The sequence below is a fragment of the Glutamicibacter sp. ZJUTW genome, from assembly GCF_008370855.1.
Taxonomy (GTDB): Bacteria; Actinomycetota; Actinomycetes; order Actinomycetales; family Micrococcaceae; genus Glutamicibacter; species Glutamicibacter nicotianae.
On the sequence record NZ_CP043624.1, the window covers coordinates 2,051,503 to 2,076,933 of the forward strand.

Sequence of the window (25,431 nt, forward strand, 5' to 3'; positions counted from 1 at the left end):
GCATTGCCAGCGCATCCGTGCCGCTGGCAGCAGCGTTTAATGGTGCGGGACCCCTTCCAGCTGATGCTTGCAGCCGGATCAGATCCGTATAATCACCACTTGTGAATTCACGGTCCTCCGCACCAATTTCCGTCGTCCCTTCGCGGACAGCCATCATCGTCGCGGTTCTCGCCGTGCTGGCGATGGCCTCCTATCCGTTGCGTGATACCTTGTACCCGGGGATTTCAGGAACTGTTGCCCAGTCGGCGCTGCTCTCCGCAGCGGCTGTGTTCTTTTCCGAGATCTTGCTCTTGATGCTGATGGCCGGGGCCTGCACGCTCGCCGTCCTGTGCTAGTTCCGTAATCGAGTTGCGTTTTGGCGCCTGGATTCAGGCGCGATTGGTGCGGTAGCGGCCTATGGCCTGAGCGAGCTGGCCAAGATCCTGGTCGCCGAGGAACGCCCCTGCCGCGCCCTGGATGCTCTCACCGCAGTGGTATGCCCGGAAGCAGGCGACTGGTCCTGGCCCTCCAACCATTCGGTCGTCGCCGCCGGCGTCGCCGCAGCCTGCACGCTGGCCCTTCCGAAGCTGGCCAAGTACGCGATACCGGCCGTCTTGCTCATTGCCCTGTCCCGCGTGGGCGTAGGCGCCCACTTCGTCCACGATGTCTTCTCCGGGGTGGCGTTGGGCATCCTGGTTGTCCTGGTCTGCGTCCGCGTGCTGCCCGGCATCGTGCAAAGGTGCCTGGCGGGAAGCAATCGCTGAGCCAGCTAACCCTCGAAGCGCTCTGACGATGCCGAGCCTGGAGCAAATCAGCCGAGCTTGTGCCCGATCATGAAAATTCTGCGGAACGGGAAGTTCGTCAGGACGGTACCGTCCTGCGAAGCAAATGACGGGTAGTGCGTGGAGACTTCGGCACGGTAGTCGTTCTCGAACTCCAGATAGTCTTCTTGTCCCAGCGCGTGCCGAACGGGCAGCAACGCCGTCCCGCGAACCCAGTTCAGGATCGGGTCCTCACCTGCGAGCAGCTGGTGGTACGTGGTCTCCCAGACATTAGCCTGGAACCCCGCGTCCAGGAAGATCCGCTGGTATTCATCCGGCTCGCCGACCACGTCGTCATGGCGCAGCACCCCTGCCAGCTTTCCGGACCACTTCGGGCTGTCGGCCACTGCGCGCATTACCGCATGCGAGGGTGAACCGAAATTGCCCGGGACCTGGATAGCCACGTTCGCACCGGGCCTCAGGTTGACCAGCCATCCTGCCAGCAACTCGCGATGCCCAGGAAGCCACTGCAGCATGGCGTTGGAGAACAGCAGGTCCGTATCGGCGTCAGGGATCCACTGCGTGGCGTCGGCCAGTGCGAAGCCCAGATTCTCCTCGTGCTCGCTCTGCGAAGCCCGCGCGATCATCTCTGGCGAGGAATCCAGTCCGGTGACCTTCGCCTGCGGCCAGCGCCGGGCCAGCAGCCGGGTCATATTTCCCGGGCCGCAGCCGAGATCGATGATCTTCGACGCCTCGACCCCTGCCAGCTGTCCCAGCAAATCCTTGTATGGGCGGCCGCGGTAGTCGGAGAATTCAGTGTATTTCGTCGGATCCCATTTCATGTTCCTGAGCCTAAACCCGAGGCGCAGGCAACATCCAGCCCCCAGTCGTAGTTCTCAACCGATAGGCTAGGAACATCATGTTGCTCACCGATTATCTGCCAGCAGACACCAAGAACGTATCCGACGACGAAATCTACGAGGCTTTCGGCCAGTGGGTGGCGACGCGCGGCATCAGCCTCTACCCCGCACAGGACGAAGCGTCGATGGCGCTGGCCGGCGGCAACAATGTCATCCTGGCCACCCCCACCGGGTCGGGGAAGTCCATGGTTGCCATCGCTGCGCACTTCTATGCCATGGCCCGAGACCAGATCAGCTTCTACACTGCGCCGATCAAGGCCCTGGTCTCCGAGAAGTTCTTCGACTTGTGCAAGATCTTCGGCGCGGAGAACGTCGGCATGGTCACCGGCGACTCCTCGGTGAACGCCGACGCCCCGATCATCTGCTGCACCGCAGAGATCCTGGCGAACATCGCCCTGCGCGAAGGCTCCAAGGCCGACGTGGGCTGCGTGATCATGGACGAATTCCACTTCTACGCCGATCCGCAGCGTGGCTGGGCCTGGCAGGTTCCGCTGATCGAGCTGCCGCAGGCGCAGTTCCTGCTGATGAGCGCAACCCTGGGCGACGTCACCCGTTTCGAGAAGGAACTCGAAGAACGCACCGGCAAGACCACGGTCACGGTCGCGCACACCGAGCGTCCGATCCCATTGCACTTCTACTACTCCATGGACCCGGTGCAGGAAGCCGTGGAGGAACTGATCAAGACCAAGCAGGTCCCGATCTACATCGTGCACTTCTCCCAGCTCGATGCCATCGACCGCGCGACCGGGCTGATGAGCGTGAATGTGGCCACGCGCGAGGAGAAGGAAAAGATCTCCGAAATGATCGGCGGCTTCCGCTTCGCCGCAGGATTCGGCAAGACGCTGAACCGCCTGGTCCGCCACGGCATTGGCATCCACCACGCCGGCATGCTGCCCAAGTACCGCCGTCTGGTCGAACAACTGGCCCAGGCAGGCCTGCTCAAGGTCATCTGCGGCACCGACACCCTGGGCGTGGGCATCAACGTGCCGATCCGCACCGTGGTGATCACCGCCCTGTCCAAATTCGACGGCACCCGCACCCGCATCGTCAATGCCCGCGAATTCCACCAGATTGCCGGCCGCGCCGGACGCGCCGGGTTCGATACTGCAGGCACCGTGCTGGTGCAGGCCCCGGAGCATGCGATCGAGAACCACAAGGCCATGGAAAAGGCCCTGAAGAAGCATGGCGAGGGCTCGTCCAAGCTCAAGCAGATCCCAAAGAAGAAGCCGCCGCAGAACTTCGTGACCTGGGGCGAGAAGACTTTCGAGAAGATCGTCGAGGCCGCCCCCGAAACGCTGAAGTCCTCCTTCCAGGTCTCGCACTCGATGCTGCTGAACCTGCTCGAACGCGAAGACAACGCGTTCGAGGCCGCTGTGCGCCTGCTCAGCGAAAACCACGAGACCCCGGCCGCGCAGCGCAAGCTCAAGAAGCGCGCCATCGGCATCCTGCGCGAGCTGATCGCCACCGAGGTGGTGGTGCGCCGGGAGCAGCCCGACGAATACGGCAACTGGTATGAGCTGACCGTGCACCTGCAGCAGAACTTCGCGCTGAACCAGCCGCTCTCGCCCTTCGCGCTGGCCGCCTTGGACCTGCTGGACCCGGATTCGGCCAGCTATGCGCTGGATGTGGTTTCGGTGATCGAGGCTACCTTGGAAAAGCCGCGCCAGGTGCTCTCCGGCCAGGAGAAGAAGGCCCGCGGCGAGGCCATTGCCGCGATGAAGGCCGAAGGAATGGACTACAACGACCGCATGAACGCGCTGGATGAGGTCACCTACCCGATGCCGCTGGCCGAGAAGCTGGAGAGCGCGTTCGAGCAGTACCGCTCCGGTGCGCCGTGGCTGGCCGATTTCGAGCTGGCGCCCAAGTCGGTCGTCCGCGACATGTACGAACGCGCCATGGGCTTCTCCGATTTCGTCCAGTACTACCAGTTGGCCCGCTCCGAGGGCGTGCTGCTGCGCTACCTCACCGACGCGTACAAGGCCTTGCGCCAGACCGTACCGCAGGATGCGCTGCGCGAGGATCTCGAAGACCTCATCGAGTGGCTCGGCGAGATGATCCGCCAGATCGACTCCTCGCTGCTCGACGAGTGGGAAGAGCTCTCCCGGGGCGAGCTGCACGAGGAAACCGAAACCGCACCGCCTCCGGCACCGGAAAAGCTGACCAGCAATGTCCGGGCCTTCCGGGTGATGGTCCGCAATGAGATGTTCCGCCGCGTGAAGCTCTTCGCTGACGAGCAAGACAAGGCGCTGGGCGAACTCGATGAGCACAACGGATTCGACGCGGATGCCTGGGCCGATGCGATGGATGGCTACTTCGATGAGCACGATGACATCGATGACGGTCCGGTTGGACGCAGCTCCAAGCTGTTCATCGTCAAGGAACTGCCTAACCGCATCTGGGAAGTACGCCAGGTCTTCGCTGATCCTTCCGAGCACCACGACTGGGGTATTTCCGCGACCATCTCGCTGGATGACTCGGACGAGGTAGGCGAACCAGTGGTTACCGTGACCTCCGTGGGCCGTCTGGACAACTGATGCGGGCGATCAGCTACGTCATCTTGCAACACCGCGATGAGGTTTTGCTGCAGCTGCGCCAAGGAACCGGCTACATGGACGGGCACTGGAGCACTGCGGCCGCCGGGCATGTTGAGCCCGGCGAAGCTGCCCAGGCCGCCGCCGTGCGTGAAGCCGGCGAAGAGCTGGGAATCCACATCGATCCGGCACAGCTTCAGCCGTTGTGCACGGTGCATCGTAACCAGCAAGCTGGCAGCTACGTGGATTTCTTCTTCCGCACCAGCCAGTGGGATGGTGTACCGAGACTTATGGAGCCGGATCGAGCCGCGCAGCTGCGTTGGTTCCCGCTGGATGCCCTTCCGGATAACCTCGTTGAACAGGAAGATCTGGTACTTTCCAGGCTGGATTCCGACCTGCCGCCGATCCTTTCCATGGGATTCGGCACGGAAACGCCCCAGCCCCAACGTCTGGACTAGTCGCACACAATGCCCGCAACATCCTGCCGGAAACCGGTAGCAATGTTGCGGGCATTGTCGTAGGGTGTGGCCATGAATGGATTCAAGCTGCGCCTGCTTGGAGCAGGCATATTGCTGCTGGTCATGATAGGGCTGCTCAGCGGATGGTCGGAACTCTTTGCTTCCGGAGCATGGGTCGCGACCGTTCTCCAACTCGGCCTGATATTCCTCGGCCTTGCCCTGATCTACCGCGGGGAGAACGCCGAGATGCCCGGGTCCGGCTAGCAACAGGTCTTAGCATTACCCCAATCGGGCTTTGAGCCAGGCTACGCAGGCCGTTGCCTGCTTGGCGTGATAGCTGCGCAGGGTGGGCAGCCCCGGAACTTCTGGCCTGCGCGCGGCATCAACATAGTAGGCAGCCAAACCAGCCAGCACTCCAGTCATAGCATCGGAGCTCGCCGAGGCGAAAATCCGGTGGGATGATGCAATGGCGTCCGCATCCAGTGCCGGATCGAAAATCCTGGCCTCAACCAGCACCGTCAACGCGTCATACCACGCGGCTCCACGCGAAGCCCACGGCCAGTCGACCAGAAGCACGCCCCCATCTTCGCCCAGCAAGATGTTGTCCGAGCGCAGATCGGTGTGCACCAGCTGGTTTCCGGCCAGCGCCCCAATTCCTTCGATGGCCAGTTCATGGAGTGCTTCCAGGTTTTGCGCCAACCAAGGGTCAGCAGGAATCCATTCATCAGCCATGATCCGAGCAAAACCGCTGGCGTCCTCGCGCAGATCTACTTCGAGGGCAGGAAGCAAGCTGGTGATTCCAGCTGGCTGCTGATCCGCCAGCTGCGCGAGCGTGTCCAGCACCCGGATAAGCTCGTCGGCACCCCAGGGAAGCTGCGGGTTAACCCCTGGCGCTTGGTCGAAAATCATCGCCTCCCAGTCATCCCAGCGAATCCGTCCCAGGAATTTCGGAACCGGCATCGAAGCCGGGAGCATCGCTGCGATCTCCGCCTCTCGCGCATGCAGGGCGGCGCCCGGGCCATTCAGCCCGTGGCTGACAGCTTTGGCGAACACCTTCTGCCCTGCGGCGGTGAGCAGCCGGTCGGCGCTGCCCGCAGAGAACCCGCCGTATTGGCTATGCGCCGTGATGACTTGCGATCCCAGGTGCGATTCAATCAGTTCGCGCAGTTCGGCAGGAAGATCTGGCCAGCTGATGCGCTGGGTGTAGTGGATCACCATGGTTTGGATCATGCCATGGCCTTAGGCCATCTCCCAAAAATGTTCTGGCGTGCCTGCGGGCAGCTAGGCGACGATTAGCGCGATGCCCACATAGGTGGTCAGTCCCGTGGCCAGCAGCCATTCGGAGGTGGAGCCGGTTTCGCCCAGAATCGGCAGCGCCAACCGGCCGTTGGACTTCCAGCAGCCGCCGATGACCGGCACCCGGCGGAACCAGCGCGGGGAGCCGATCTTGATCGGCCACAGCAGATTGCAGCCTCCGATGGTCAGCATGTCCCCCACCACGTGCGCGATCACGCCGATGGCCACCGCCAGCAGGAACCACTGGTTCTCCGCCGGAGTGTTCATCCCCACGAAGGTGCCGGCGGCCAGGGCGATAATCCAGCACAAGAGCGGCGGCATGAACTTCATGGTCTTCACCGCGAAGGAGATCAGCAGGATCGCGAACAGCGCCGCCGCCGGATAAACCGTCCCCAGGGCCGCGGTTTGCACATCCCAGCCGTTGGCCAGCCAGGCCAGGAAGATGAAGAAGGCGATGCCGATCAGCGAATGGGTGCCATTGCGGTGCCCGCCGGAAGCCGAACCGATGATCCGGGTGAAGATGCTGGAAATTGGCGGCAGTGAACGGGCGATCGTGGCCGAATGATGATCGGCGTCGGGCAGCAGGGCGGCACCTGCGCACACGATCGCGCCGGCCAGGGTTTCCCAGCGGTCCATTTGGAACGTGCCCAGCCCCAGGTTCACCGATCCCACGGTGACCGGAGTCGTTATTGCCAACCATGCGGCTGCGCCGCTCACCGCGTGGTGTCCACCCATCATGCATTCAACCTTAGGTCTGGTCACCGACGTTTTAGCGGTGCGACGGAGGTAAGCTGGAACACATGAGTATTGTGCGTGAAGCTGTTCCGGGCGACTGCCCGCAGATCTTGGAGATGATCCAGGAATTGGCCGACTACGAGAAGGAACCAGATGCGGTGCACAACACCGTAGCTGATCTGCAAGAGCATCTCTTCGGCCCCAATCCCCAGGTTTTCGCCCACGTGGCCGAGGATGAATCCGGCGAGCTGAAGGGCATGGCCCTGTGGTTCCTGACCTACTCCACCTGGGAAGGCCGGCACGGCATCCACCTGGAAGACCTCTACGTGCGCGAAGCGCGACGCGGTTCGGGCACCGGAACCGCGTTGCTGCGCACCCTGGCGCAGATCTGCGTCCAGCGCGGCTACAAGCGCCTGGAATGGTCGGTGCTGGATTGGAATGAACCGGCGATCAAGTTCTACGACGCGATCGGCGCTGGTTCCATGGACGGCTGGACCACACGCCGCCTGGACGGCGAAGCACTGCACGCACTTGGCACTTGAGGAGCAAACTAATGCGGCATTACCGCGGCATGGACGTCACCGACCATCGCATCGAGGTCCCGCTGGACCATGCAGACCCGCAGGGCGAGAAGATCTCGATCTTCGCCCGCGAGATCAGCACCGACTCATCAAAGCCCTGGCTGCTGTTCCTGCAGGGCGGGCCAGGAGGCAAGTCCCCACGCCCGGGGTCTCTCTCCGGGTGGCTGGCCGAAGCCACCAAGCACTTCCGCGTGCTGCTGCTGGACCAGCGCGGCACCGGGCTGTCCACCCCGGCCAACCGCAAGACCCTTCCGTTGCGCGGGGACTCGGCGGCCCAGGCACGCTACCTCACGCATTTCCGGGCCGATTCGATCGTGCGCGATGCCGAGGCGCTGCGCGAGCACCTGGGCATCGCGCAATGGAGCACCCTGGGCCAAAGCTACGGCGGGTTCTGCACCCTGACCTACCTCTCGCTCTTCCCGCAGTCGCTCACCCGCTGCCTGGTCACCGGTGGGCTGGCCTCGCTGGATGCCGATGCGAAGACCGTCTACCGTGCCACCTACCAGCGCATGGCCGAACGCAACCGCGAGTACTTCTCCTGGTATCCCGAGGACTATGAGACGCTGCACAGGATCTACGAGCATGTGCGCACCAATGACGATGAGCGCCTGCCCAACGGCCAGCGCGTCACCGTCCCGCTGGTGCAGATGCTGGGCATGTACCTGGGCGGCAACACCCGGGTGCACCTGCTGCACCACATCTTCGAGGAGGCCTTCAGCGATACCCCGGGCGGCGAACGCCTCTCGGACGCCTTCCTCGAAGCGCTGAACGCGCAGTCCTCGTTCGCATCGAACCCGCTCTATGCGCTGATGCACGAAACCATTTACGCGCAAGGCGAGGCGACCAATTTCGCCGCGGAACAGGTCTTGCCGGAGTTCCCGGATTTCACACACCACGCGGCGACCCCGTTGCTGACCGGCGAGATGGTCTACGGCTGGCATTTCTCCGAGGATCCGGCCTTGCGCCCCTTGGAGGATGTGGCCCGCATCCTGGCCGAGCACGAGGGCTTCGGCCCGTTGTACGACCTGGACGTGCTGGCCAAGAACAAGGTGCCGGTGGCCGCGGCGGTTTACCACGACGATGTCTATGTGGACCGCGAGCTTTCGCTGCGCACGGCCTCGCAGGTGGCAGGATTGCAGGTGTGGGTGACCGAGGACTACCACCATGACGGCATCGGCGATGACGGCCCGGCGATCTTCCGCCGCCTGCTGGCCATGGCCAATGGCGAGGAACCCCAGGCCGCGTCCAACGACGACTAGACAAGGGAGCCGATCCCTCAGCTGAGATGGCAAACAGGCAACGCGCTTGAATCCCGCCGAGGATTCAAGCGCGTTGCCGATTAAGCCTGCTGTCCGTGGGTGTCCAGCTGCGCGGCGACCTGGCCATTGAGCCGTTGCAGCAGCGGCACCGCCTGCGCCATAACCTGCCGCTCCTCGGCGCTGAAGGAATCGATGCCGCCTGCCAGCGAAGCGATCGCGCGCTGCCGGTAGGCTTCGATCGCTTCCTTGCCCTCGCCAGTCAGGCTGACCAAGCTGGCTCGGCCGTCCTTCGGGTCCGGCTGGCGCTGCACCAACCCGTCATTCTCCATGCGGATGACCAGGCCGGTCATGGTCGGCTGCGCTACACGTTGCTCAACAGCAAGGTCTCCCACGCGCTGCGGACCCAAGCGGTCCAAGGTGGAAAGCACCCGCCACGCGGTGACCGATCGGCCCTGCCCTGCCGCGCGTCCAAGCAGCCGCGACATGGTGCCCGAGGCGAGTGCCACGCCGGTGGCAATATCGCTGGCTTCTGTTGATGGATCGCTCATGGGAATCACCTTAGCAGAACTGCATAGGCACACTATCCGGGTACGCAAAACCCGCCAGGACCAGTTCAAATGAACCGGTCCCGGCGGGCTGTTATTCGCGCTACCCGGGGTTAGTCGTGCTTCGCGAGCTCAGCGGCGTCGGCCACTGCGGTGGCTTCGGCGTTCGCGGCTGCGCGCTTGCCCCACGGGCTCCACAGCGAGAGCACGGTGGCGATGACGATCGCGCCGAGGATCACCAGCAGCGAGAGGCCAACGGAGATGTCCAGCCACGCGTAGTGAAGCGGTTCGCCGCCGTTGATGAACGGCACCTGGTTCTCGTGCAGGGCGTGGAAGACCAGCTTCACGCCGATGAAGGCCAGGATGAAGCTCAGTGCGTGCTTCAGGAAGACCAGGCGGTTCATCAGCCCGCCGAGCAGGAAGTACAGCTGGCGCAGGCCCATCAGCGCGAAGATGTTCGCGGTGAAGACGATGAACGCGGACTTGGTCAGGCCGAAGATCGCCGGAATCGAGTCGAAGGCGAACAGCAGGTCGGTCATGCCGATGGTCACGAAGACCAGCACCATCGGGGTGAACAGCTTCTTGCCGTCGACCACGGTGCGCAGCTTGGCGCCATCGAAGTCCTTGGAGATCGGCAGCTTGCTGGTCAGCTTGCTGACCAGGCCGCTTTCCTCGTCCTCGTCCTCGTCCTTGAGCTGGTTCCATGCGGTCCACAGCAGGAAGGCGCCGAAGATGTAGAAGACCCACGACCACTGCTCGATGATTGCGGCACCGAGCACGATGAAGATCGCGCGCAGGATCAGCGCGATGATGATGCCGAACATCAGCACTTCCTGCTGGTACTTTCGCGGTACCGAGAAGCGGGCCATGATGATGATGAAGACGAACAGGTTGTCCACCGACAACGCGTATTCGGTGATCCAGCCGGCGTAGAATTCCTGGCCGAGCTGCGGGCCGGCCTGCCACCAGATCAAGCCGCCGAAGGCGATAGCCAAGCCGATGTAGATGCTGACGAAGATGCCAGCTTCCTTCATGGAAGGAATGTGCGGACGCTTCGTTACGTACAGTAAGTCAGCGGCCAAGATCACGCACAGGACTACCAGTGCGATGATCTCGAATTGAAGGCTAATTCCAGAAGTGCCCACGGACGAGCGACCTTTCGTTGGAGGGTATGTCAAAATCGCCGCAAGTCTCTCCGCCGCCTGCACGGTGCCCGAAATCTCGTGGCACCCGTAGTGCTGGTCGGCTGCTGCGCCCGGCGGAACATCATTGGTCCGCGTGTTGACGTTCACAGCATTGGGATACTCCCCTACGTCCAGTGATCAAGTGTAGCGCACAGGAACCGCACAGGGTCAGTGGATGTCGCCACACTGCGCTGAACAGCACCCTGGTTACGCGTGGCCGGCGGCCTGCATCTGGCGCAGTTCCTTCTTCAGCTCGGACACTTCGTCGCGAATGCGGGCAGCGAGCTCGAACTGCAGTTCGGCGGCCGCTGCGTGCATCTGCTCGGTCATTTCCTCGATCTGGCCCAGCAGGTCCTCGGCCGGAGCCGCGGCCAGGCCATCCTTGCGCACCGCCGGGGAGGCCTTGCTGCGCTTGGCATTCTTCGCCAAGCGGTTGTTGTTCAGCAGCTCCTGGGTATCGGCATCTTCGCGCGCCAGCTGGTCGGTGATGTCGGCGATCTTCTTGCGCAGCGGCATCGGGTCGATCCCGTGCTCCTTGTTGTGCGCTTCCTGGATCGCCCGGCGGCGGTTGGTCTCCTCGATTGCCTGGTCCATCGCATCGGTGATCTTGTCCGCATACATGATGACCTGGCCGGACACGTTGCGCGCGGCACGGCCGATGGTCTGGATCAGCGAGGTGGCCGAGCGCAGGAAGCCCTGCTTGTCGGCATCCAGGATCGCCACCAGCGACACCTCGGGCAAATCCAGGCCCTCGCGCAGCAGGTTGATGCCGACCAGCACGTCGAAGGAGCCCATGCGCAGCTCGCGCAGCAGCTCCACGCGGCGGATGGTGTCCACGTCCGAGTGCAGGTACTGCACCCGGACCTGGTGCTCGGTCAGGTAATCGGTCAGGTCCTCGGCCATGCGCTTGGTCAGTGTGGTGACCAGCACGCGCTCGTCGCGGTCCACCCGGGTGCGGATCTCGTCGAGCAGGTCGTCGATCTGCCCCTTGGTCGGCTTGACGATGATCTCCGGGTCGACCAGGCCGGTCGGGCGGATGATCTGCTCGACAAAGCCGTCGGACTTGCCCAGCTCGTACTTGCCCGGGGTGGCCGAGAGGTACACCGTCTGCCCAATGCGCTCCAGGAACTCGTCCCACTTCAGCGGGCGGTTGTCCATCGCCGATGGCAGGCGGAAGCCGTGCTCCACCAGGGTGCGTTTGCGCGACATGTCGCCCTCGTACATGGCGCCGATCTGCGGCACGGTCACATGCGACTCGTCGATGACCAGCAGGAAGTCGTCCGGGAAGTAGTCCAGCAGGCAGTGCGGTGCGGAACCTGCCTCTCGGCCGTCAATATGCCGCGAGTAGTTCTCGATGCCGTTGCAGAATCCCATCTGCTCCATCATTTCCAGGTCATAGGTGGTGCGCATGCGCAGCCGCTGGGCCTCGACCAGCTTGTTCTGCGACTCCAGCTCCTTCAGCCGCACCGCCAGCTCGTCCTCGATGGACTTGATGGCCTTGCCCATCCGCTCGGCGCCGGCCACATAGTGGCTGGCCGGGAAGATGTACATCTCGGTTTCCTCGCGGATCACCTCGCCGGTGACCGGGTGCAGCGTGTAGATGGCCTCCACCTCGTCGCCGAAGAACTCGATGCGCACCGCCTGCTCCTCGTACATCGGGATGATCTCCACGGTGTCGCCGCGCACCCGGAAGGTGCCGCGGTGGAAGTCCATGTCGTTGCGGGTGTACTGCATGGCGACGAATTGGCGCAGCATCGCGTCGCGGTCCAGTTCCTCGCCCTGGCGAACGGTGACCATTCCGGCCACGTATTCCTCGGGGGTGCCCAGGCCATAGATGCAGGAGACGGTGGCGACGACGATCGTGTCGCGGCGGGTGAGCAGCGAGTTGGTGGCCGAGTGGCGCAGCCGTTCGACCTCCTCGTTGATCGAGGAGTCCTTCTCGATGAAGGTATCGGTTTGCGGGACGTAGGCCTCGGGCTGGTAGTAGTCGTAGTAGGAGACGAAGTACTCCACCGCATTGTTCGGCAGCAGCTCGCGGAATTCGTTGGCCAACTGGGCGGCCAGGGTCTTGTTCTGCACCAGCACCAGGGTGGGGCGCTGCACCTGCTCGACCAGCCAGGCGGTGGTCGCGGACTTGCCGGTGCCGGTCGCGCCGAGCAGCACGATGTCCTTCTCGCCGGCGTTGATCCGCTCGGTCAGCTCCTTGATGGCCTGCGGCTGGTCGCCGGCAGGCTCGTACTCGCTGATGACTTCGAAAGGGGCGACCACGCGCTTGATGGGCTGTGCAAGACTCATGCTTCCAGCATATCCACTTGCACCGGCCGATGGCCGCTCGCCCGAGCCAGCTTTCAGCTTAATGCCCGGGTGCTACTTGCGCATCCCGTAACGGATCGCATTGCGCTTGACGGTGCGCTGGATGCTGCTGCCGAAGAAGCCGACGGTCATGACGGTCGCGGCGGCCAGGCCGATCAGGCCCAGCCAGCCGGAAATGTAGACCACCGGCGAATACGGCCCGGATTCGCTGGCGACGAATTCCTCGCGGCCGCCGAATCCCAGCCACAGCACCAGTGCTGCGGCAAAGGCGAGCAGGGTGGTCCACTTGCAGATCTTGTACATTGCTACTCCTGTGCTGGGGCCAATTGGCGGTAGAGGGAGGCGACCTGGGCCTCGAGTTCTTCCAGGCTGCCGGAATTATCCAGCAGGTAGTCGGCTACTGCCGCCCGCTGCTCGTCCGTGGCCTGAGCGGCCATCCGGGCTTCGGCGTCGTCGCGGCTCCAGCCGCGGTCCTGGACCATGCGGCGGATGCGTTCATCATGCGGGGCCTGGACGACGATCACGGCATCGAAGCGGTCCGCCTGCCCGGACTCGACCAGCAGCGGGATGTCCTCCACCACCAGCGCACCGGGTGCCGCGGCCTCGCGCAGGGCCTCTGCCTGCTCGCGCACCAGCGGGTGCACGATCTCGTTGAGCTTGGCCCGCTGCGCCGCATCGGAGAATACGATCGCGCCTAAGGCGGGCCGGTCCAACGACCCGTCGGGCAGCAGAATCCCCTCGCCGAAGGTGTCCTTGATCGCAGCCAGCCCGGGCGTGCCGGGTTCCACGACCTGGCGGGCTAATGCGTCGGCATCGATGACGACGGCGCCCAATGATGCCAGTTTGGCCGCGACCGCCGATTTTCCGGAGGCCACTCCCCCGGTCAGTCCCACATGCTTCATGCTTCCACCCTATAAACTAAGGGGGATGAACACCAACGACTCGGCCGCGACCCGGTACACGACTTTGACCAGCGATTGCGTGCACGAGCTGGAAATCAAGCGTTCGCGCTTCATCACCTACCTCTACCGGGTCGAGACCGAGGCGGCCGCCCGCGAGCATATTGCCGCACTGCGCAAGAGCCACTTCGATGCCCGCCACCACTGCAGCGCGTTCATCCTGGGCCCCGATCGGATGGCGCAGCGCTCCAACGACGACGGCGAGCCCTCGGGCACCGCCGGCATTCCGATGCTCGATGCCCTGGCCAAGCGCGAAATCGCCGACGGCAGCGTGCTCTCGGACGTGCTGGCCGTGGTGGTCCGCTACTTCGGCGGGATCAAGCTCGGCGCCGGCGGGCTGGTCCGCGCCTACTCCGAGGCGGTGTCCTCCGCACTGGACCAGGCACAGCTGCACCTGCGCCAGCGCATGCGGATCCACACCTTCGCCGCCTCCCACGCCGACGCGGCCCGCTACGAGAACGAACTGCGCGCCGCCGGCTACCAAATCGAGCCGACCGCCTGGCAGGCCGATGCCGCGATCGTGCAGGTCGGCGTCCCGGACACCCCGGAAGCCGCCGACCAGCTGCGCACCCATATCGCCACGCTCACTTCCGGCGCCGGAGAACTGGCCGCCGCCAACACGCAATGGGTTGACCTGATTTGAACACTGCCGCTGATTCCCACGACGCCGACGAGGGCGCCAGCGCGCTGCAGACCCTGCTTCCCGCGCTGCGCCGCTGGCCGGATGTCGAAGCGCCGAACCTCTTCGCCGCCGATGCCTCGGACCGGCTCATCCTTGACTCCTGCGCCGCCGCGTCCGGAACCGGCTCCTGGCCGGCATCCATCGCGGTGATCGGCGACCACTATGGCGCGCTGGCACTGGGCTCGCTGGCGCTTGGCAGCACGAGCGTGCGCGTGCACACCGATTCGCTCACCGCCCGCCGCGCCATCGAGGCCAACCTGGCCCGGCTGATGCCCGAAGCGGCCGAGCGCCTCGACTTCTTCCCGCTCCAGCAGGTCGCTGCACAGGCCAGCGTCGTCCTGCTGGCCCTGCCCCGCGGATTGGACGTGCTTGGCGAGCAGGCCGCCGCGGTGGCCGCCGCGGCCGCCCCCGGTGCACGGCTGTTCGCCGGCGGCCGGATCAAGCACATGAGCCGTTCCATGAACGAGGTGCTCGCGGCGCATTTCGAGCGCGTGGACGTCTCGCACGCCCGGCAGAAGTCCCGGGTGCTCACCGCCAGCAGCCCGCGCGCCGAGCAGCCCGCCAGTAGCTTCCCGGCCACCGCCACCCACCAGGTGCGCGGCACCAGCTTCACCCTGCATGCCGGTGCCGGGACCTTCGGCAACGCTCGGCTGGACCCGGGCACCCGGCTGCTGTTGGAAAACCTGCCGGATCTGTCCGAACACAGCACGCTCGTCGATTTGGCCTGCGGCAACGGCTCGATCGGCATCTTCGCCGCCCTGCGCAATCCGCAGCTGCGCGTGGACGCCTCGGACCATTCGGCTTCCGCCGTCGCCTCCACGCTGGCCGCCGCGCAGCGCAACCAGCTGGCCGGCCGCATCACCGCCGTGCAGGATGATGCCCTGAGCCGCCTGCCCGATGCCAGCGCCACACTCATCACGCTGAACCCGCCCTTCCACATCGGCAACACCGTCACTGCCGACATCGCGTTCAAGCTGATCGACGACGCCGCCCGCGTGCTCGCCCCCGGCGGCACCTTGCTGTGCGTGTTCAACTCGCACCTGCGCTACCGCAGCGAACTGGTTCGCCGGGTCGGCCCCACCAGGCAGCTGGCCCGCGACAAGACCTTCACCGTCACCGCATCCACCCGCGCGCACTAGCTTTTCCACAGCCCGCGTCCCGCCCCGGCACGCCGCGCGCGACCAGCCGCATGCTGGGTCCATGAACGGAACAATCAGCCAAGCCCTCGCCGGGCTGGCACAAGCAATCGAGGACACGCCGGCCCTCAACGTCGACGACGCACTGGCCTTGGCCGCGTTCCTCCCCCGCCTGCAGCAGACCCTGCTCCCGGACACTTCGTCCACCCAGCCCTCCGATGTTCCGTCCGCAGGCCCCGTGCCGCACTACCTGCACGACCCGCGCTATGCGCTGGCCTTGGCCACCGCCGCCGAGGCAACAACCCACCAGGGACAGCGCCTGCAGATCTACGCGGTCCACCTCATCGAGGACACCGCCGCCCACACCCTCACCCCGGAAGAGCTGGCCGCGGCCCGCGAGAACCGGAGCGATTTCAGCATTCCCGCCACGCGCACCGGAGCACGGCCCGGCTCCCCCGGGCCCGCGACGCTGTTGGCCTCCTGGCTGCGTACCGAGCATTTCGAAGCGAAACGCCGCGTCCAAGCCGCCCACCACGTCTACGCGCAATACGACTACCAGCACCAGAGGTACCCTGCACAGTTCCCGCTGCTGGCCGAGCGCTTCAATGACCCGCACCAGCCGCCAGCCGAAGTGCTCAGCGCGGCCCGGCGCCTGGCCGCGCTGGAACCCACGCTGGACGAATTCGCCGCACCGGCCACTGCCTCGGCGCTCAGCGAAGACGGCGAGCTGCTTGAATCCGTCGTCGATGAGCACTTGGATGAGCCTGATCCGGGCACCCGCCGCCGCTTGGTCGGCAACTTCCTCAAGACCCAGAAGGAACGACTCGGCAAGAAGCGGCCCGAAGCGCTGGAAGGGGTGTTCCGGCGAGGTGAACGCGACGGGCTGGTTCATTACGATCTCGCCCTGCGCCCCACCCGTGCGGAGCTCTTCGAGTCGGGCATCTCGCAGATCGACAATCCACGCTCTGCACCGGGCCAGGCCGCGCGCCAAGCTTTCACCGATCCGCTGCAAGACGATCCAGGGCAAGACACTGGAGACGGCACTTTCTACCAGCCAGGCAGTGGAACCCATCCGGACTTCGTCACCGATGAAGAAGCCGCGGCCAGCGAAGAACCTGGCCCTGAGCCACTTTCTCCCGCGGCACGCCGTCTCAACGGCCTGATGAATTTGCTGGAGATCAATTCGAAACGCTTGCAGGAGCTGCTCCACGCAGTGCAGAACAGAGAATCCGGACAGGGCACCGAAGATCTTGCTGACGGCTCCGTCAAGGTCCCCGCCATCACGCCGAAGATCGTGGTAATGCTGACCTTGGATGAGCTGGAAGGCCGGGCACGAACCCACGGCATCACCCAGCATGGATTCAAGCTCAACGCTACCGACCTGCGCCAGACCCTCGCCAGGGCACGCATCATCCCGATGGTGCTCGGCGGCAAGGGCGAGCTGCTGGATATCGGCCGCAGCCAACGCAAGCATCCGGGATACATGCGGCTGGGTATCGCCGTGCGCGATCGCGGCTGCATTGTGCCCGGGTGCACCATGGATCCCGAGCGCTGCAACATCCACCACATCTGGTTCTGGTCCGAGGGCGGTGTCACCGCGGTCTATTGGAGCGCGATGCTCTGCGACACGCATCATCATGACGTGCATGCCGGACTGATCAAGGTCATTCCCGATGGCGGGGTGCCCAAGGTCATCCTGCCCAGCTTCATCGATCCTGCCCAGCAACCGGTACGCAACAACTACCACATGGCAGCGGCCGCCTAGCTCGCGGTCCTACGGCATCCATACCAGGTTAGATCAAGAATGGGCGCCCACCGTGCACGCGCACTGCATGGGCGTTGATACCTATGGGATGCAGGTCGATCCGGTCGATCTCGGTCCGCTTGTTATTGTCGAAGTCATCGCCAAGAACTGAGTCGCCATTCGGCGTCTTAACCGCCAGGCGTCGTTTGCTGCGGTTCAGCGGTTCGCGTGCGGATTCCGGAGAGTAGTAGGCGCTCGCCTGTTTCCCTCCCCCATAGAGCCAGGATGCCCGCACGGCAATCGGGCGCGAGCCCCATCCGCTTAATCCCGCGATGACCAAACGCTGGCCGGTTCCTTCAAGCAGTTTCCCATTCAGGTTCTCCCCGTAGACCCAGGGCTGGGCCGCAATGCCCAGGAACTCCTCGTGGGAGAGCTGATTGACCGCATGCACCCCGTGCTCGGGGCAAACCTCGGAACAGAAAATGAATCGCGGATCTTCGAATTCCGTCTTGGATCCGTTCTTGTCGTCGTTCCGGCACAGGCAATTCGCGGTTTCATCCGTGTCGATGAGGATCGCGTTTCCGCAGGCCCGTAAAGAGGTTGGGCCGATCCGGTGATCCGCTGGCACTTCAAGTGCGAAAAGGCCCATTGCTTGCAGGTGCATCCAGCGCAATACGCTGATCAGCAAGCTGATGCCCAACAGGATTACCGCGGCCAACACGTCAAGCCGGTATCCTTCATCCAAGTCATGCAACGAATGCACTTCTGTGCTGATCAGTTCCCAGCCCAGCCGGAGAATCGGATAAGCCAGGGCGCCCAACGCCAGTTTCCAGACCGTGGGCGGCATTTGCTTGGTGATTCCGAAATCGCGTTCCTGACCCGCGGCCAGTTCGATGCCGCCTGTTGCTTCACGTTTCCAGGATTTCAGCTGGCGTCTGAGCCGGGCATCGAGGATGCCTACGGTCAGGGAGAGCAGAAGGAAATAGGCCATCGACAGCATCAGCATCCGTTGCAGATCCCCGGCAGGGGCCAGCAGCAAATAAACTCCAGCTGCTACACCCAATCCCATCCACGGTGCTTGCCGGCCGCCGCCGAAGATCATGGCGAGGACGGTAGCGATCATCGAAAAGGACGCGATATGCCAGAAACCCTGGTCGAGGTACGGCGAATGCAGAAGATCTTGACGGACGAGGATCACTAAAGCAACCAGTGGAAGCCAGGTGGCTGCCGCCACCCAGAAATTGGGAATGGTGCGTGGAACGGACGCCCATTCTTCGGGGCTGACCTGGCGCATCGGGATCTGACGCCCGGCAACGGTACCTGCCGCGTAGCCTGCCTGCGAATTCCTTGCCGTTGCCATGTGCTTATACCTGTCGTTTGCGAATCTACTTGATCGGTACACTTTTAGTCTAGTGTCAGCAGGTATTAATTTCAGTGCTCCTCGGGAGCTATTTCTGGCCGGCCACCGTCAGCATAAATAATTACGAAGAAGACTGGCCGCAGCGATAAACCGGACATATCCACGGGTTAACGAACGAAGGTCCAACCCTTGCAGGGTTGGACCTTCGTAGATCAGCTAAAGCTAATCACGATTTCTGCACGTGGCAGAAGCCGGAATTAGTTGCCGGTCAGCTTCTCGCGCAGTGCAGCCAGTGCTTCGTCCGAAGCCAGGGTGCCTGCGTCGGTGGCTGGTGCCTCCGAGGAGTAGGAAGCTGGAGCTGGCTCGGAACCACCGGCAGCAGCAGGCTCTGCTTCTGCATCGGCGGCGATTGCGGCAGCAACCTGCTTCTTGTGTGCTTCCCAACGCTCCTGGGCAGCAGCGTACTGTGCTTCCCATGCAGCGCGCTGAGCGTCGAAGCCCTCGAGCCATTCGTTCGACTCTGGGTCGAAGCCCTCTGGGTACTTGTAGTTGCCGGCCTCGTCGTACTCTGCAGCCATGCCGTAGAGTGCTGGGTCGAACTCGGTGCCCTCTGGGTCAACACCTTCGTTAGCCTGCTTGAGCGACAGCGAGATGCGGCGGCGCTCAAGGTCGATGTCGATGACCTTGACGAACAGCTCGTCGCCCACGGAGACAACCTGCTCGGCCAGTTCAACGTGGCGAACTGCCAGCTCGGAGATGTGAACCAGGCCTTCGATGCCGTCTTCGACGCGTACGAACGCACCGAATGGAACCAGCTTGGTAACCTTGCCCGGTACAACCTGACCCAGTGCGTGGGTGCGGGCGAAGGTCTGCCATGGATCTTCCTGGGTAGCCTTCAGCGACAGGGAAACGCGCTCGCGGTCCAGATCGACTTCCAGAACCTCGACGGTGACTTCCTGGCCAACCTCGACAACCTCGGATGGGTGGTCGATGTGCTTCCAGGACAGCTCGGAAACGTGTACCAGGCCGTCTACGCCGCCCAGGTCCACGAAGGCACCGAAGTTGACGATGGAGGAAACAACGCCCGGACGAACCTGGCCCTTTTCCAGCTTGTTGAGGAAGGTCGAGCGGACCTCGGACTGGGTCTGCTCGAGCCATGCACGGCGGGAGAGCACAACGTTGTTGCGGTTCTTGTCCAGCTCGATGATCTTGGCTTCGATTTCCTGGCCGATGTATGGAGCCAGGTCGCGCACACGGCGCATCTCGACGAGCGATGCTGGCAGGAAGCCACGCAGGCCGATGTCCAGGATGAGGCCACCCTTGACAACCTCGATGACGGTACCGGTAACGACGCCGTCCTCTTCCTTGATCTTTTCGATGTCGCCCCAAGCGCGCTCGTACTGTGCACGCTTCTTGGACAGGATCAGGCGGCCTTCCTTGTCTTCCTTGGTCAGGACCAAGGCTTCGACGCTGTCGCCAACGGTGACAACTTCACCTGGGTCGACGTCGTGCTTGATGGAAAGCTCGCGGGAAGGGATGACACCTTCGGTCTTGTAACCGATATCGAGCAGAACTTCGTCGTGGTCAACCTTGACGACGGTGCCTTCGACGAGGTCACCATCGTTGAAGTACTTGATGGTGGCGTCGACTGCGGCCAAGAAGTCCTCAGCAGATCCAATGTCGTTGATTGCGACGACTGGTGCGCTGTTGTTCTCGTTCGAGGTGATGGTCATGTAGTAGGGACTCCGATGTGGATAGATTTGATCAGTCGAAACCCCGGAAGTCCCGGAATTTCGAAGGGGGTAAAACTTGATTGCGGACACGGCAAAGCCATGGCACGCTGTTCAAGTCTACGCGCCTACCACACCGCGGGTCAAAGCGTAACCCGCTAACATCCACGCCAGCATTTTGTGAACTTCGTCATAATATCCCGTTTTCGCCCCCATCCCGCTAAAAACCGTGTGGCGTGAATCCCTCGCGCGCCACGCTGAACGCGCGCCGCCAGTTCCCTGCGCCTGCCCCGCCGACCAGTTCTGCACGGCCGGAATCCAGCAATTGATCAAGTTGCACTGTCCCGAGATAGAGGCCAGCCACCTCCCTTTCAGAGAGCGCGACCAGCGGCAGGTCGGGATCGGACTGTCCTTCGTCGATTCGGGTCACCGTGGCGCGGGCATCGGCCACGTCGAAGAGGTAGGTCCCGGAAATCAAATCCATCCGGTCGTTCACGCGCAACAGCAACCGGGCATCATGCTGGTAACCGCGAACCTGGAAAGCGGCGGCAACATCTAGCACGCGCAGCCATAGCGAATCGTCGATGGAACGCACGTGGTAGTCCCGCACGTTGTCCAGCACCTGGCGCAGCGGATCGGCCACCGGACCTTGGCCATGCACTTCCTCCACCAGATCATGGTTGCCCAGGTATTCGAAGAGCTTGATCCGGGCGGCATCGCTGGTGGCGATCAGCTTGTGCACCACGAGCTTCGCCTTTGGTTCGTCCCAGCCGCCGAACTTGTAGGTGGCGAACCCGCCGAGCTGGCCGGCATCGTCGTAGTAGGCGGCAAAGCGCAGGTTCTTCGGCTTGTCCAAGGTCTCCCAGTTGTCCCAGCGGCCCAGGGCGTAGCCATTGTCGTACTCGGTGCTGTCCACGGAGCCGAAGGTCCGCTCGAACGCGCGGACGGCCAGCGCGGAGTAGTCAGCTTCGAGGCGGGCAGGATCGGCGTCCACCACCTTGCCCGGCAGCTGGACTCGCAGCTTCAACCCGCCGGCGCATTTGAGCGTGAAACGGCATTGGAAGGTGGCCGGTTCGAAACCGTACCGCCCATAGATCGTCGCTTCCGATGCGGTCAACGCGGACAGCGGGAATCCTTCCTGCTGGGCATAGGCCAGATCGGCAGTAATCTGCCTGCCCAGCACGCCGCGCCGCCGATAGCTCGGGGCCACGGTGACCGAAGTGATCTTGTGCGCCGGTACCGGTTCGCTGCCTCCGGCATTGAGCAGCCCGGGAAATGCCCCGTAGGTGTGCACCGGTTCGGTTGCATGGCGCGAGTGCGGTTCAGCGTGCGGGTCGAACACGAGGCAGAAGCGCATTTTCTGCGCGTAGGTCAGGTCCAGGTAGTTCTTCCAGTTGGGCGCGTCCGGCAGCTGCTCGTAGAACCCGATCCCGGTGGCCCGATGGAACAGCTTGATCGCTTCGTCGAGTTCCCCGCTTCGCGCATCGGCCTGGAAGGTCCGGGTTTCCAGCTGCGGCTGGGGCTCTGGTCTCATCATGCTCCTTGGCGTGGAAGTCGGCTGGTCACAGTCTATGCCCCTGCTGGCCTGTTGCAAGGGGAAGGCCTCACCAGGCATCGGAGAGCTTGGCGAATCGCAGGCCTGAATCCAGCGCCTGGACCAGCCCAAGTGCCAGGCCCTTCGCCGTGCCCGAAGCTGGCTGGTTGAAGTGCCCGATGCCGACATCCCCGGCGCGCAGCTGGCTAACCTGCGCGGCGACGGTCGTCGCGTCGAAGCTCGCCCCGGCGTCCAGGTTGACTGTGAAGTTCATCGGCAGCACGCCCAGTTCGCGGCAGAGCGCCGCGCCGGCTTCGTCCATGTGGGCGGTGCCGGAGCGGAAGAACTGCGCGGTGATGCCGAACCGCTCTGCCAGGTACAGCTGGTTGCCCATCACTTCGTCGTAGGCCTGGGCGATCGATCCAGTACCCATGATGCCGTAGGCGCTCTGGCCCCCGGTGGCCAGCGGGGCATGGCTGGTACCGTGGTTGGCGATCTCGAACAGCTCGTCGCTGGCCAGTTCGGCCAGCAGCCGCGCATTGGCCCGAGCCCAGCGCTGGTTCACGAACAGGGTTGCCGGCACCTGCAACTCGCGCAAGGCATCCAGCAGGGTTTCGTCCGCGCCGGAGCCGTTTGGTCCCCCGCAGGCATCGAAGGTCAACGCCGCGAATTCGCTGCCCTTAGGCAAGCCCAGCTCGATGCCCGGGATATCCAGCCCGAACTGCCCGGCCGGAACCTCCTTGAACTTTTCGATCACCTGGTTCCGGCTCGGGTATGCCGCAGGAAAGGCGGACGCTGGCTGGGACGAAGCCGCGGCGGAAGGCGGTGGGGTTGCCGAGGCTGCCGGGGCCGTGGACCGCTGTTCGGGGGCAACTGCGCTGCAACCGGAGATCAGCCCGGCGGCCAACGCGCCGAGCCCCAGGCTGCCGGTTTTCAGCGCCCAACGCCGCGAGTACTGCTCCACGTCCGCCTCTTTCATCAAGCCTTTGGGTCATGCCAAAGGGCAGGAGCACGACGCGGTGCCCCTGCCCTGCTGGTTGCAGCGCGCTAGTGCGCGGCGTCGTGCCAGGTCCGGCCGATGCCCGGCTGGACATCCAGCGGCACCAGCAGGTCTGCTGCCTGTCCCATTTCGCGGGTCACCAGCTCCTGCACCGGTTCCAGCTCGCCCTCGGCGATCTCCAGGATGAGTTCGTCATGCACCTGCAAAAGCATCCGGGACTTGTACCCGCCGTCTTCCAGGCCTTCGGCGATGCGCAGCATGGCCACCTTGACCAGGTCGGCGGCCGATCCCTGGATCGGGGCGTTCAGCGCGGCACGCTCGGCAATATCGCGCAGCCGGCGATCGGAGCTGTTCAGCTCCGGCAGGTAGCGCCGGCGGCCGAAGATGGTTTCGGTGTAGCCGTCCTTGCGGGCCTGGTCGACCACCGAGCGCAGGTAGGTGCGCACGGCGCCAAAGCGGTCGAAGTAGTCCTTCATGAGCTTGCGGGCCTCGTCCACGCCGATCTTCAGCTGCTTTGAGAGCCCGAAGCTGCTCAGCCCGTAGGCCAGGCCGTAGCTCATCGCCTTCACCTTGGAGCGCATCTCGCTGGTGACGTCTTCCGGCTCGACGTTGAACACGCGCGAACCGACGTAGCGGTGCAGATCTTCGCCGTTCTGGTAGGCCTCGATCAGCCCTGCATCCTCGGAGAGGTGGGCCATGATGCGCATTTCGATCTGCGAGTAGTCCACGGTCAGCAGGCTCTGGTAGCCCCCGCCGACCATGAACACGTCGCGGATGCGCCGGCCTTCTTCCGAACGCACGGGAATGTTCTGCAGGTTCGGGTTCAGGCTGGACAGGCGCCCGGTCGCGGCCACGGTCTGCGCATAGGTGGTGTGGATCCGGCCATCGTCGTGGGTGGCCTTGAGCAAGCCGTCGACGGTCTGGCGCAGCTTGATCGCATCGCGGTAGGCCATCAGCGCGACCAGGAACGGGTGCCCGGTCCTGACCAGCAGATCCTGCAGCGACTCGGCATCGGTGGTGAAACCGGTCTTGATTTTCTTGGTGCGCGGCAAATCCAGTTCCTCGAACAGGACCACCTGCAGCTGCTTCGGGCTGGAGAGGTTGACCTCGTGGCCGATCGCGGCAAACGCGTCATTGGTCGCCTGGTCCACCTGTTCGGTGAAGTGGGCGCGCAGCTCGTTGAGCCTGTCCACGTCCACCGCGACGCCGGCGCGTTCCATCTCGAAGAGCACCGGAATCAGCGGCAGCTCCATCTCGGCGGCCAGCTTGTCTGCGTGCTTCTCCGCCAGCTTGGAGGCCAGGTAGGCGGAGAGGTCGTGGATGGCCTGCGCCTGGGCCAGGGCCGGTTCGGCCAGCTCGGAGGCCAGTCCCAGATCCAGTTCACCCTTCTTGGCCTGGTGTACCGGCACCGTGTACTTCAGGTGGTACTGCACCACGTCGACCAGGTCGTGGCTGCGGCGATCGGGCTGGATCAGGTAGGCGCTGATCAGGGTGTCGTCCCTGATGCCGGCGATCTCCAGCCCGCGCTCGATGAGCAGGTGCATGGCGGCCTTGGCGTCGTGGAAGAGCTTCGGGGCGTTCTCATCGGCGAGGAACTGCGCCAGCACGGCCTCGGTGGCCTGATCGAGGTGTGCCAGTTCCAGCCAGAGGGCTTCGGCGCCGCGGAACAGGGCCAGGCCCACGGCTTCGCCGCCAGCCACGGCGGGCTGGATCGCGATGGCCGCGCCCTTCCCGGCCTCGATGAATCCGCGCAGCGCGTCGGCATCGGCGTCGAGCACCCGGGAGAATTCGGCAACCTCTGGCGCCGCTTCCTCTTCCTGGGCCGCGAACAGGTCGAACAGCCGCTTGCGCAGGGTGTTGAATTCCAGCGCGTCGAACAGGTTCTCGATCTCTTCGCGGTTCGGGGCTTCGAGTTCCATCTCATCGAGCGTGACCGGCAGTTCCAGGTCGTGCTTGAGCTGGTTCAACCGGCGGTTGCGGGTCACATTGTCCACATGCTCGCGCAGGGAGTCGCCGACCTTGCCCTTGATGTTCTCGATGTTCTCCAGGATCCCGGCGAGGTCCCCGTAGAGGTTGATCCATTTCGCGGCGGTCTTCGGTCCCACGCCCGGCACGCCTGGCAGGTTGTCGGCGGTTTCGCCCACTAGCGCGGCCAAATCCGAGTAGCGCTCAGGGCGCACGAAGTACTTGGCTTCCACCGCGGCGGCATCCATCGGCGGGATATCGCTGATGCCCTTTTTCGGGTACAGCACCAGGGTCTTGTCGGTGATCAGCTGGAAGGCGTCGCGGTCGCCGGAAACCACCAGCACGTTGAACCCGGCTTCTTCGCCCTGGGTGGCCAGCGTGGCCAGGATGTCGTCGGCCTCGAAGCTTTCCAAGGTGATCGAAGGGATGTTCATCGCCTTCATGACCTCTTTGATCAGGTCGATCTGCCCGTAGAACTCTTCGGGGGTCTTATTGCGTCCGCCCTTGTACTCGGTGTACTCCAGCGAGCGGAACGTCGGGGTGTCCAAGTCGAAGGCCACCGCAACGTGGCTGGGCTTTTGCTGGCGGATCATCGTCAGCAGCATCGACACGAACCCGTGCACTGCATTGGTGTGCTGGCCGGTGCTTGTTGCGAAGTTCTCTGCAGGCAGCGCATAGAACGCGCGGAATGCCATGGAGTGTCCGTCGATGATCAGCAGTCTCTTGTCCGACGAAGCAGTCGGTTTGGTTGTTTCGCTC

The 25,431-nt window shown here is 63.8% G+C and carries 23 protein-coding genes; 10 read left to right on the top strand and 13 right to left on the bottom strand.

Features of this window, described 5'->3' with window-relative positions:
• The first annotated feature begins 101 nt into the window (after positions 1–101).
• Positions 102–335 carry a hypothetical protein gene (locus tag F0M17_RS09660; protein WP_149597026.1) on the top strand — a complete coding sequence of 78 codons (234 nt, stop codon included), beginning with the start codon at positions 102–104 and terminating at the stop codon, positions 333–335.
• A gap of 42 nt (positions 336–377) precedes the next feature.
• Positions 378–743 (top strand): phosphatase PAP2 family protein, encoded by a 366-nt coding sequence (locus tag F0M17_RS09665; RefSeq protein WP_256370213.1) that lies wholly within the window; start codon positions 378–380, stop codon positions 741–743.
• 47 nt (positions 744–790) lie between these two features.
• On the opposite strand, the gene F0M17_RS09670 is transcribed toward F0M17_RS09665, so the two are convergent.
• Positions 791–1,582, bottom strand: coding sequence for a methyltransferase domain-containing protein (locus F0M17_RS09670; RefSeq protein WP_149597028.1), 792 nt, complete (start codon positions 1,580–1,582; stop codon positions 791–793).
• A gap of 77 nt (positions 1,583–1,659) precedes the next feature.
• Between F0M17_RS09670 and F0M17_RS09675 the strand changes: the two genes are divergently transcribed.
• The 3 genes from F0M17_RS09675 to F0M17_RS09685 all read left to right on the top strand — a co-directional run bounded on the left by F0M17_RS09675 (position 1,660) and on the right by F0M17_RS09685 (position 4,913).
• Positions 1,660–4,194 carry an RNA helicase gene (locus tag F0M17_RS09675; protein ID WP_149597029.1) on the top strand — a complete coding sequence of 845 codons (2,535 nt, stop codon included), beginning with the start codon at positions 1,660–1,662 and terminating at the stop codon, positions 4,192–4,194.
• A complete protein-coding gene (locus F0M17_RS09680; protein ID WP_149597030.1) occupies positions 4,194–4,649 on the top strand; it encodes an NUDIX domain-containing protein in 456 nt (151 codons plus the stop codon). The genes F0M17_RS09675 and F0M17_RS09680 overlap by 1 nt, the downstream gene beginning before the upstream one ends.
• 72 nt (positions 4,650–4,721) lie before the next feature.
• Positions 4,722–4,913, top strand: coding sequence for a hypothetical protein (locus F0M17_RS09685; protein WP_149597031.1), 192 nt, complete (start codon positions 4,722–4,724; stop codon positions 4,911–4,913).
• Between the two features lie 15 nt (positions 4,914–4,928).
• On the opposite strand, the gene F0M17_RS09690 is transcribed toward F0M17_RS09685, so the two are convergent.
• Both F0M17_RS09690 and F0M17_RS09695 read right to left on the bottom strand, forming a co-directional pair.
• Positions 4,929–5,879, bottom strand: coding sequence for a phosphotransferase (locus tag F0M17_RS09690; protein ID WP_149597032.1), 951 nt, complete (start codon positions 5,877–5,879; stop codon positions 4,929–4,931).
• A 51-nt stretch (positions 5,880–5,930) separates the two neighbouring features.
• Entirely contained in the window at positions 5,931–6,683 is a 753-nt protein-coding gene (locus F0M17_RS09695) for a metal-dependent hydrolase (protein WP_149597033.1), read from the bottom strand.
• Between the two features lie 62 nt (positions 6,684–6,745).
• Between F0M17_RS09695 and F0M17_RS09700 the strand changes: the two genes are divergently transcribed.
• Complete coding sequence (locus F0M17_RS09700) at positions 6,746–7,222, top strand: GNAT family N-acetyltransferase (protein ID WP_149597034.1); 477 nt, start codon at positions 6,746–6,748, stop codon at positions 7,220–7,222.
• A gap of 11 nt (positions 7,223–7,233) precedes the next feature.
• Positions 7,234–8,520: an alpha/beta fold hydrolase gene (locus F0M17_RS09705; protein ID WP_149597035.1), complete on the top strand. Its 1,287-nt coding sequence runs from the start codon at positions 7,234–7,236 to the stop codon at positions 8,518–8,520.
• Positions 8,521–8,600: 80 nt separating this feature from the next.
• Here the strand turns inward: F0M17_RS09705 and F0M17_RS09710 are convergent, their stop codons facing one another.
• The 5 genes from F0M17_RS09710 to coaE form a co-directional block, all read right to left on the bottom strand.
• Positions 8,601–9,068, bottom strand: a complete 468-nt coding sequence (locus tag F0M17_RS09710; protein WP_121866959.1) for a MarR family winged helix-turn-helix transcriptional regulator — start codon at positions 9,066–9,068, stop codon at positions 8,601–8,603.
• Positions 9,069–9,178: 110 nt separating this feature from the next.
• Positions 9,179–10,210, bottom strand: coding sequence for a TerC/Alx family metal homeostasis membrane protein (locus F0M17_RS09715; protein ID WP_246857045.1), 1,032 nt, complete (start codon positions 10,208–10,210; stop codon positions 9,179–9,181).
• Between the two features lie 246 nt (positions 10,211–10,456).
• Positions 10,457–12,544: an excinuclease ABC subunit UvrB gene (gene uvrB / locus F0M17_RS09720; protein WP_038990744.1), complete on the bottom strand. Its 2,088-nt coding sequence runs from the start codon at positions 12,542–12,544 to the stop codon at positions 10,457–10,459.
• A 72-nt stretch (positions 12,545–12,616) separates the two neighbouring features.
• A complete protein-coding gene (locus F0M17_RS09725) occupies positions 12,617–12,865 on the bottom strand; it encodes a hypothetical protein (RefSeq protein WP_066138801.1) in 249 nt (82 codons plus the stop codon).
• A gap of 2 nt (positions 12,866–12,867) precedes the next feature.
• A complete protein-coding gene (coaE, locus tag F0M17_RS09730; protein WP_083515455.1) occupies positions 12,868–13,464 on the bottom strand; it encodes a dephospho-CoA kinase in 597 nt (198 codons plus the stop codon).
• A gap of 25 nt (positions 13,465–13,489) precedes the next feature.
• Between coaE and F0M17_RS09735 the strand changes: the two genes are divergently transcribed.
• The 3 genes from F0M17_RS09735 (at position 13,490) to F0M17_RS09745 (ending at position 17,104) form a co-directional block, all read left to right on the top strand.
• Entirely contained in the window at positions 13,490–14,164 is a 675-nt protein-coding gene (locus tag F0M17_RS09735; protein ID WP_149597036.1) for a YigZ family protein, read from the top strand.
• Positions 14,161–15,342 carry a class I SAM-dependent methyltransferase gene (locus F0M17_RS09740; protein ID WP_246857046.1) on the top strand — a complete coding sequence of 394 codons (1,182 nt, stop codon included), beginning with the start codon at positions 14,161–14,163 and terminating at the stop codon, positions 15,340–15,342. Before F0M17_RS09735 ends, F0M17_RS09740 begins: the two co-directional genes overlap by 4 nt.
• 61 nt (positions 15,343–15,403) lie before the next feature.
• Complete coding sequence (locus tag F0M17_RS09745; protein WP_149597037.1) at positions 15,404–17,104, top strand: HNH endonuclease signature motif containing protein; 1,701 nt, start codon at positions 15,404–15,406, stop codon at positions 17,102–17,104.
• Positions 17,105–17,132: 28 nt separating this feature from the next.
• Here the strand turns inward: F0M17_RS09745 and F0M17_RS09750 are convergent, their stop codons facing one another.
• The 5 genes from F0M17_RS09750 to polA all read right to left on the bottom strand — a co-directional run bounded on the left by F0M17_RS09750 (position 17,133) and on the right by polA (position 25,367).
• A complete protein-coding gene (locus tag F0M17_RS09750; RefSeq protein WP_149597038.1) occupies positions 17,133–18,443 on the bottom strand; it encodes a hypothetical protein in 1,311 nt (436 codons plus the stop codon).
• A 257-nt stretch (positions 18,444–18,700) separates the two neighbouring features.
• On the bottom strand, positions 18,701–20,176 hold the full coding sequence (gene rpsA / locus F0M17_RS09755) for a 30S ribosomal protein S1 (RefSeq protein WP_038990737.1): 1,476 nt from the start codon (positions 20,174–20,176) through the stop codon (positions 18,701–18,703).
• A 217-nt stretch (positions 20,177–20,393) separates the two neighbouring features.
• Positions 20,394–21,710, bottom strand: a complete 1,317-nt coding sequence (locus tag F0M17_RS09760) for a GNAT family N-acetyltransferase (RefSeq protein ID WP_210416630.1) — start codon at positions 21,708–21,710, stop codon at positions 20,394–20,396.
• A gap of 67 nt (positions 21,711–21,777) precedes the next feature.
• Positions 21,778–22,686, bottom strand: coding sequence for a polysaccharide deacetylase family protein (locus tag F0M17_RS09765; protein ID WP_244213627.1), 909 nt, complete (start codon positions 22,684–22,686; stop codon positions 21,778–21,780).
• A 68-nt stretch (positions 22,687–22,754) separates the two neighbouring features.
• Positions 22,755–25,367 (bottom strand): DNA polymerase I, encoded by a 2,613-nt coding sequence (gene polA / locus F0M17_RS09770; RefSeq protein ID WP_246857185.1) that lies wholly within the window; start codon positions 25,365–25,367, stop codon positions 22,755–22,757.
• Positions 25,368–25,431 lie beyond the last annotated feature (64 nt).

Excerpts from the sequence above, each read along its gene's own strand:
- F0M17_RS09670 (WP_149597028.1), bottom strand. The coding sequence starts at position 1,582 with ATGAAATGGGATCCGACGAAATACACTGAATTCTCCGACTACCGCGGC.
- F0M17_RS09675 (WP_149597029.1), top strand. The coding sequence starts at position 1,660 with ATGTTGCTCACCGATTATCTGCCAGCAGACACCAAGAACGTATCCGAC.
- F0M17_RS09680 (WP_149597030.1), top strand. The coding sequence starts at position 4,194 with ATGCGGGCGATCAGCTACGTCATCTTGCAACACCGCGATGAGGTTTTG.
- F0M17_RS09685 (WP_149597031.1), top strand. The coding sequence starts at position 4,722 with ATGAATGGATTCAAGCTGCGCCTGCTTGGAGCAGGCATATTGCTGCTG.
- F0M17_RS09690 (WP_149597032.1), bottom strand. The coding sequence starts at position 5,879 with ATGATCCAAACCATGGTGATCCACTACACCCAGCGCATCAGCTGGCCA.
- F0M17_RS09695 (WP_149597033.1), bottom strand. The coding sequence starts at position 6,683 with ATGATGGGTGGACACCACGCGGTGAGCGGCGCAGCCGCATGGTTGGCA.
- F0M17_RS09700 (WP_149597034.1), top strand. The coding sequence starts at position 6,746 with ATGAGTATTGTGCGTGAAGCTGTTCCGGGCGACTGCCCGCAGATCTTG.
- F0M17_RS09705 (WP_149597035.1), top strand. The coding sequence starts at position 7,234 with ATGCGGCATTACCGCGGCATGGACGTCACCGACCATCGCATCGAGGTC.
- F0M17_RS09710 (WP_121866959.1), bottom strand. The coding sequence starts at position 9,068 with ATGAGCGATCCATCAACAGAAGCCAGCGATATTGCCACCGGCGTGGCA.
- uvrB (WP_038990744.1), bottom strand. The coding sequence starts at position 12,544 with ATGAGTCTTGCACAGCCCATCAAGCGCGTGGTCGCCCCTTTCGAAGTC.
- F0M17_RS09725 (WP_066138801.1), bottom strand. The coding sequence starts at position 12,865 with ATGTACAAGATCTGCAAGTGGACCACCCTGCTCGCCTTTGCCGCAGCA.
- coaE (WP_083515455.1), bottom strand. The coding sequence starts at position 13,464 with ATGAAGCATGTGGGACTGACCGGGGGAGTGGCCTCCGGAAAATCGGCG.
- F0M17_RS09735 (WP_149597036.1), top strand. The coding sequence starts at position 13,490 with ATGAACACCAACGACTCGGCCGCGACCCGGTACACGACTTTGACCAGC.
- F0M17_RS09745 (WP_149597037.1), top strand. The coding sequence starts at position 15,404 with ATGAACGGAACAATCAGCCAAGCCCTCGCCGGGCTGGCACAAGCAATC.
- F0M17_RS09750 (WP_149597038.1), bottom strand. The coding sequence starts at position 18,443 with ATGGCAACGGCAAGGAATTCGCAGGCAGGCTACGCGGCAGGTACCGTT.
- rpsA (WP_038990737.1), bottom strand. The coding sequence starts at position 20,176 with ATGACCATCACCTCGAACGAGAACAACAGCGCACCAGTCGTCGCAATC.
- F0M17_RS09760 (WP_210416630.1), bottom strand. The coding sequence starts at position 21,710 with ATGATGAGACCAGAGCCCCAGCCGCAGCTGGAAACCCGGACCTTCCAG.
- F0M17_RS09765 (WP_244213627.1), bottom strand. The coding sequence starts at position 22,686 with ATGAAAGAGGCGGACGTGGAGCAGTACTCGCGGCGTTGGGCGCTGAAA.
- polA (WP_246857185.1), bottom strand. The coding sequence starts at position 25,367 with ATGGCATTCCGCGCGTTCTATGCGCTGCCTGCAGAGAACTTCGCAACA.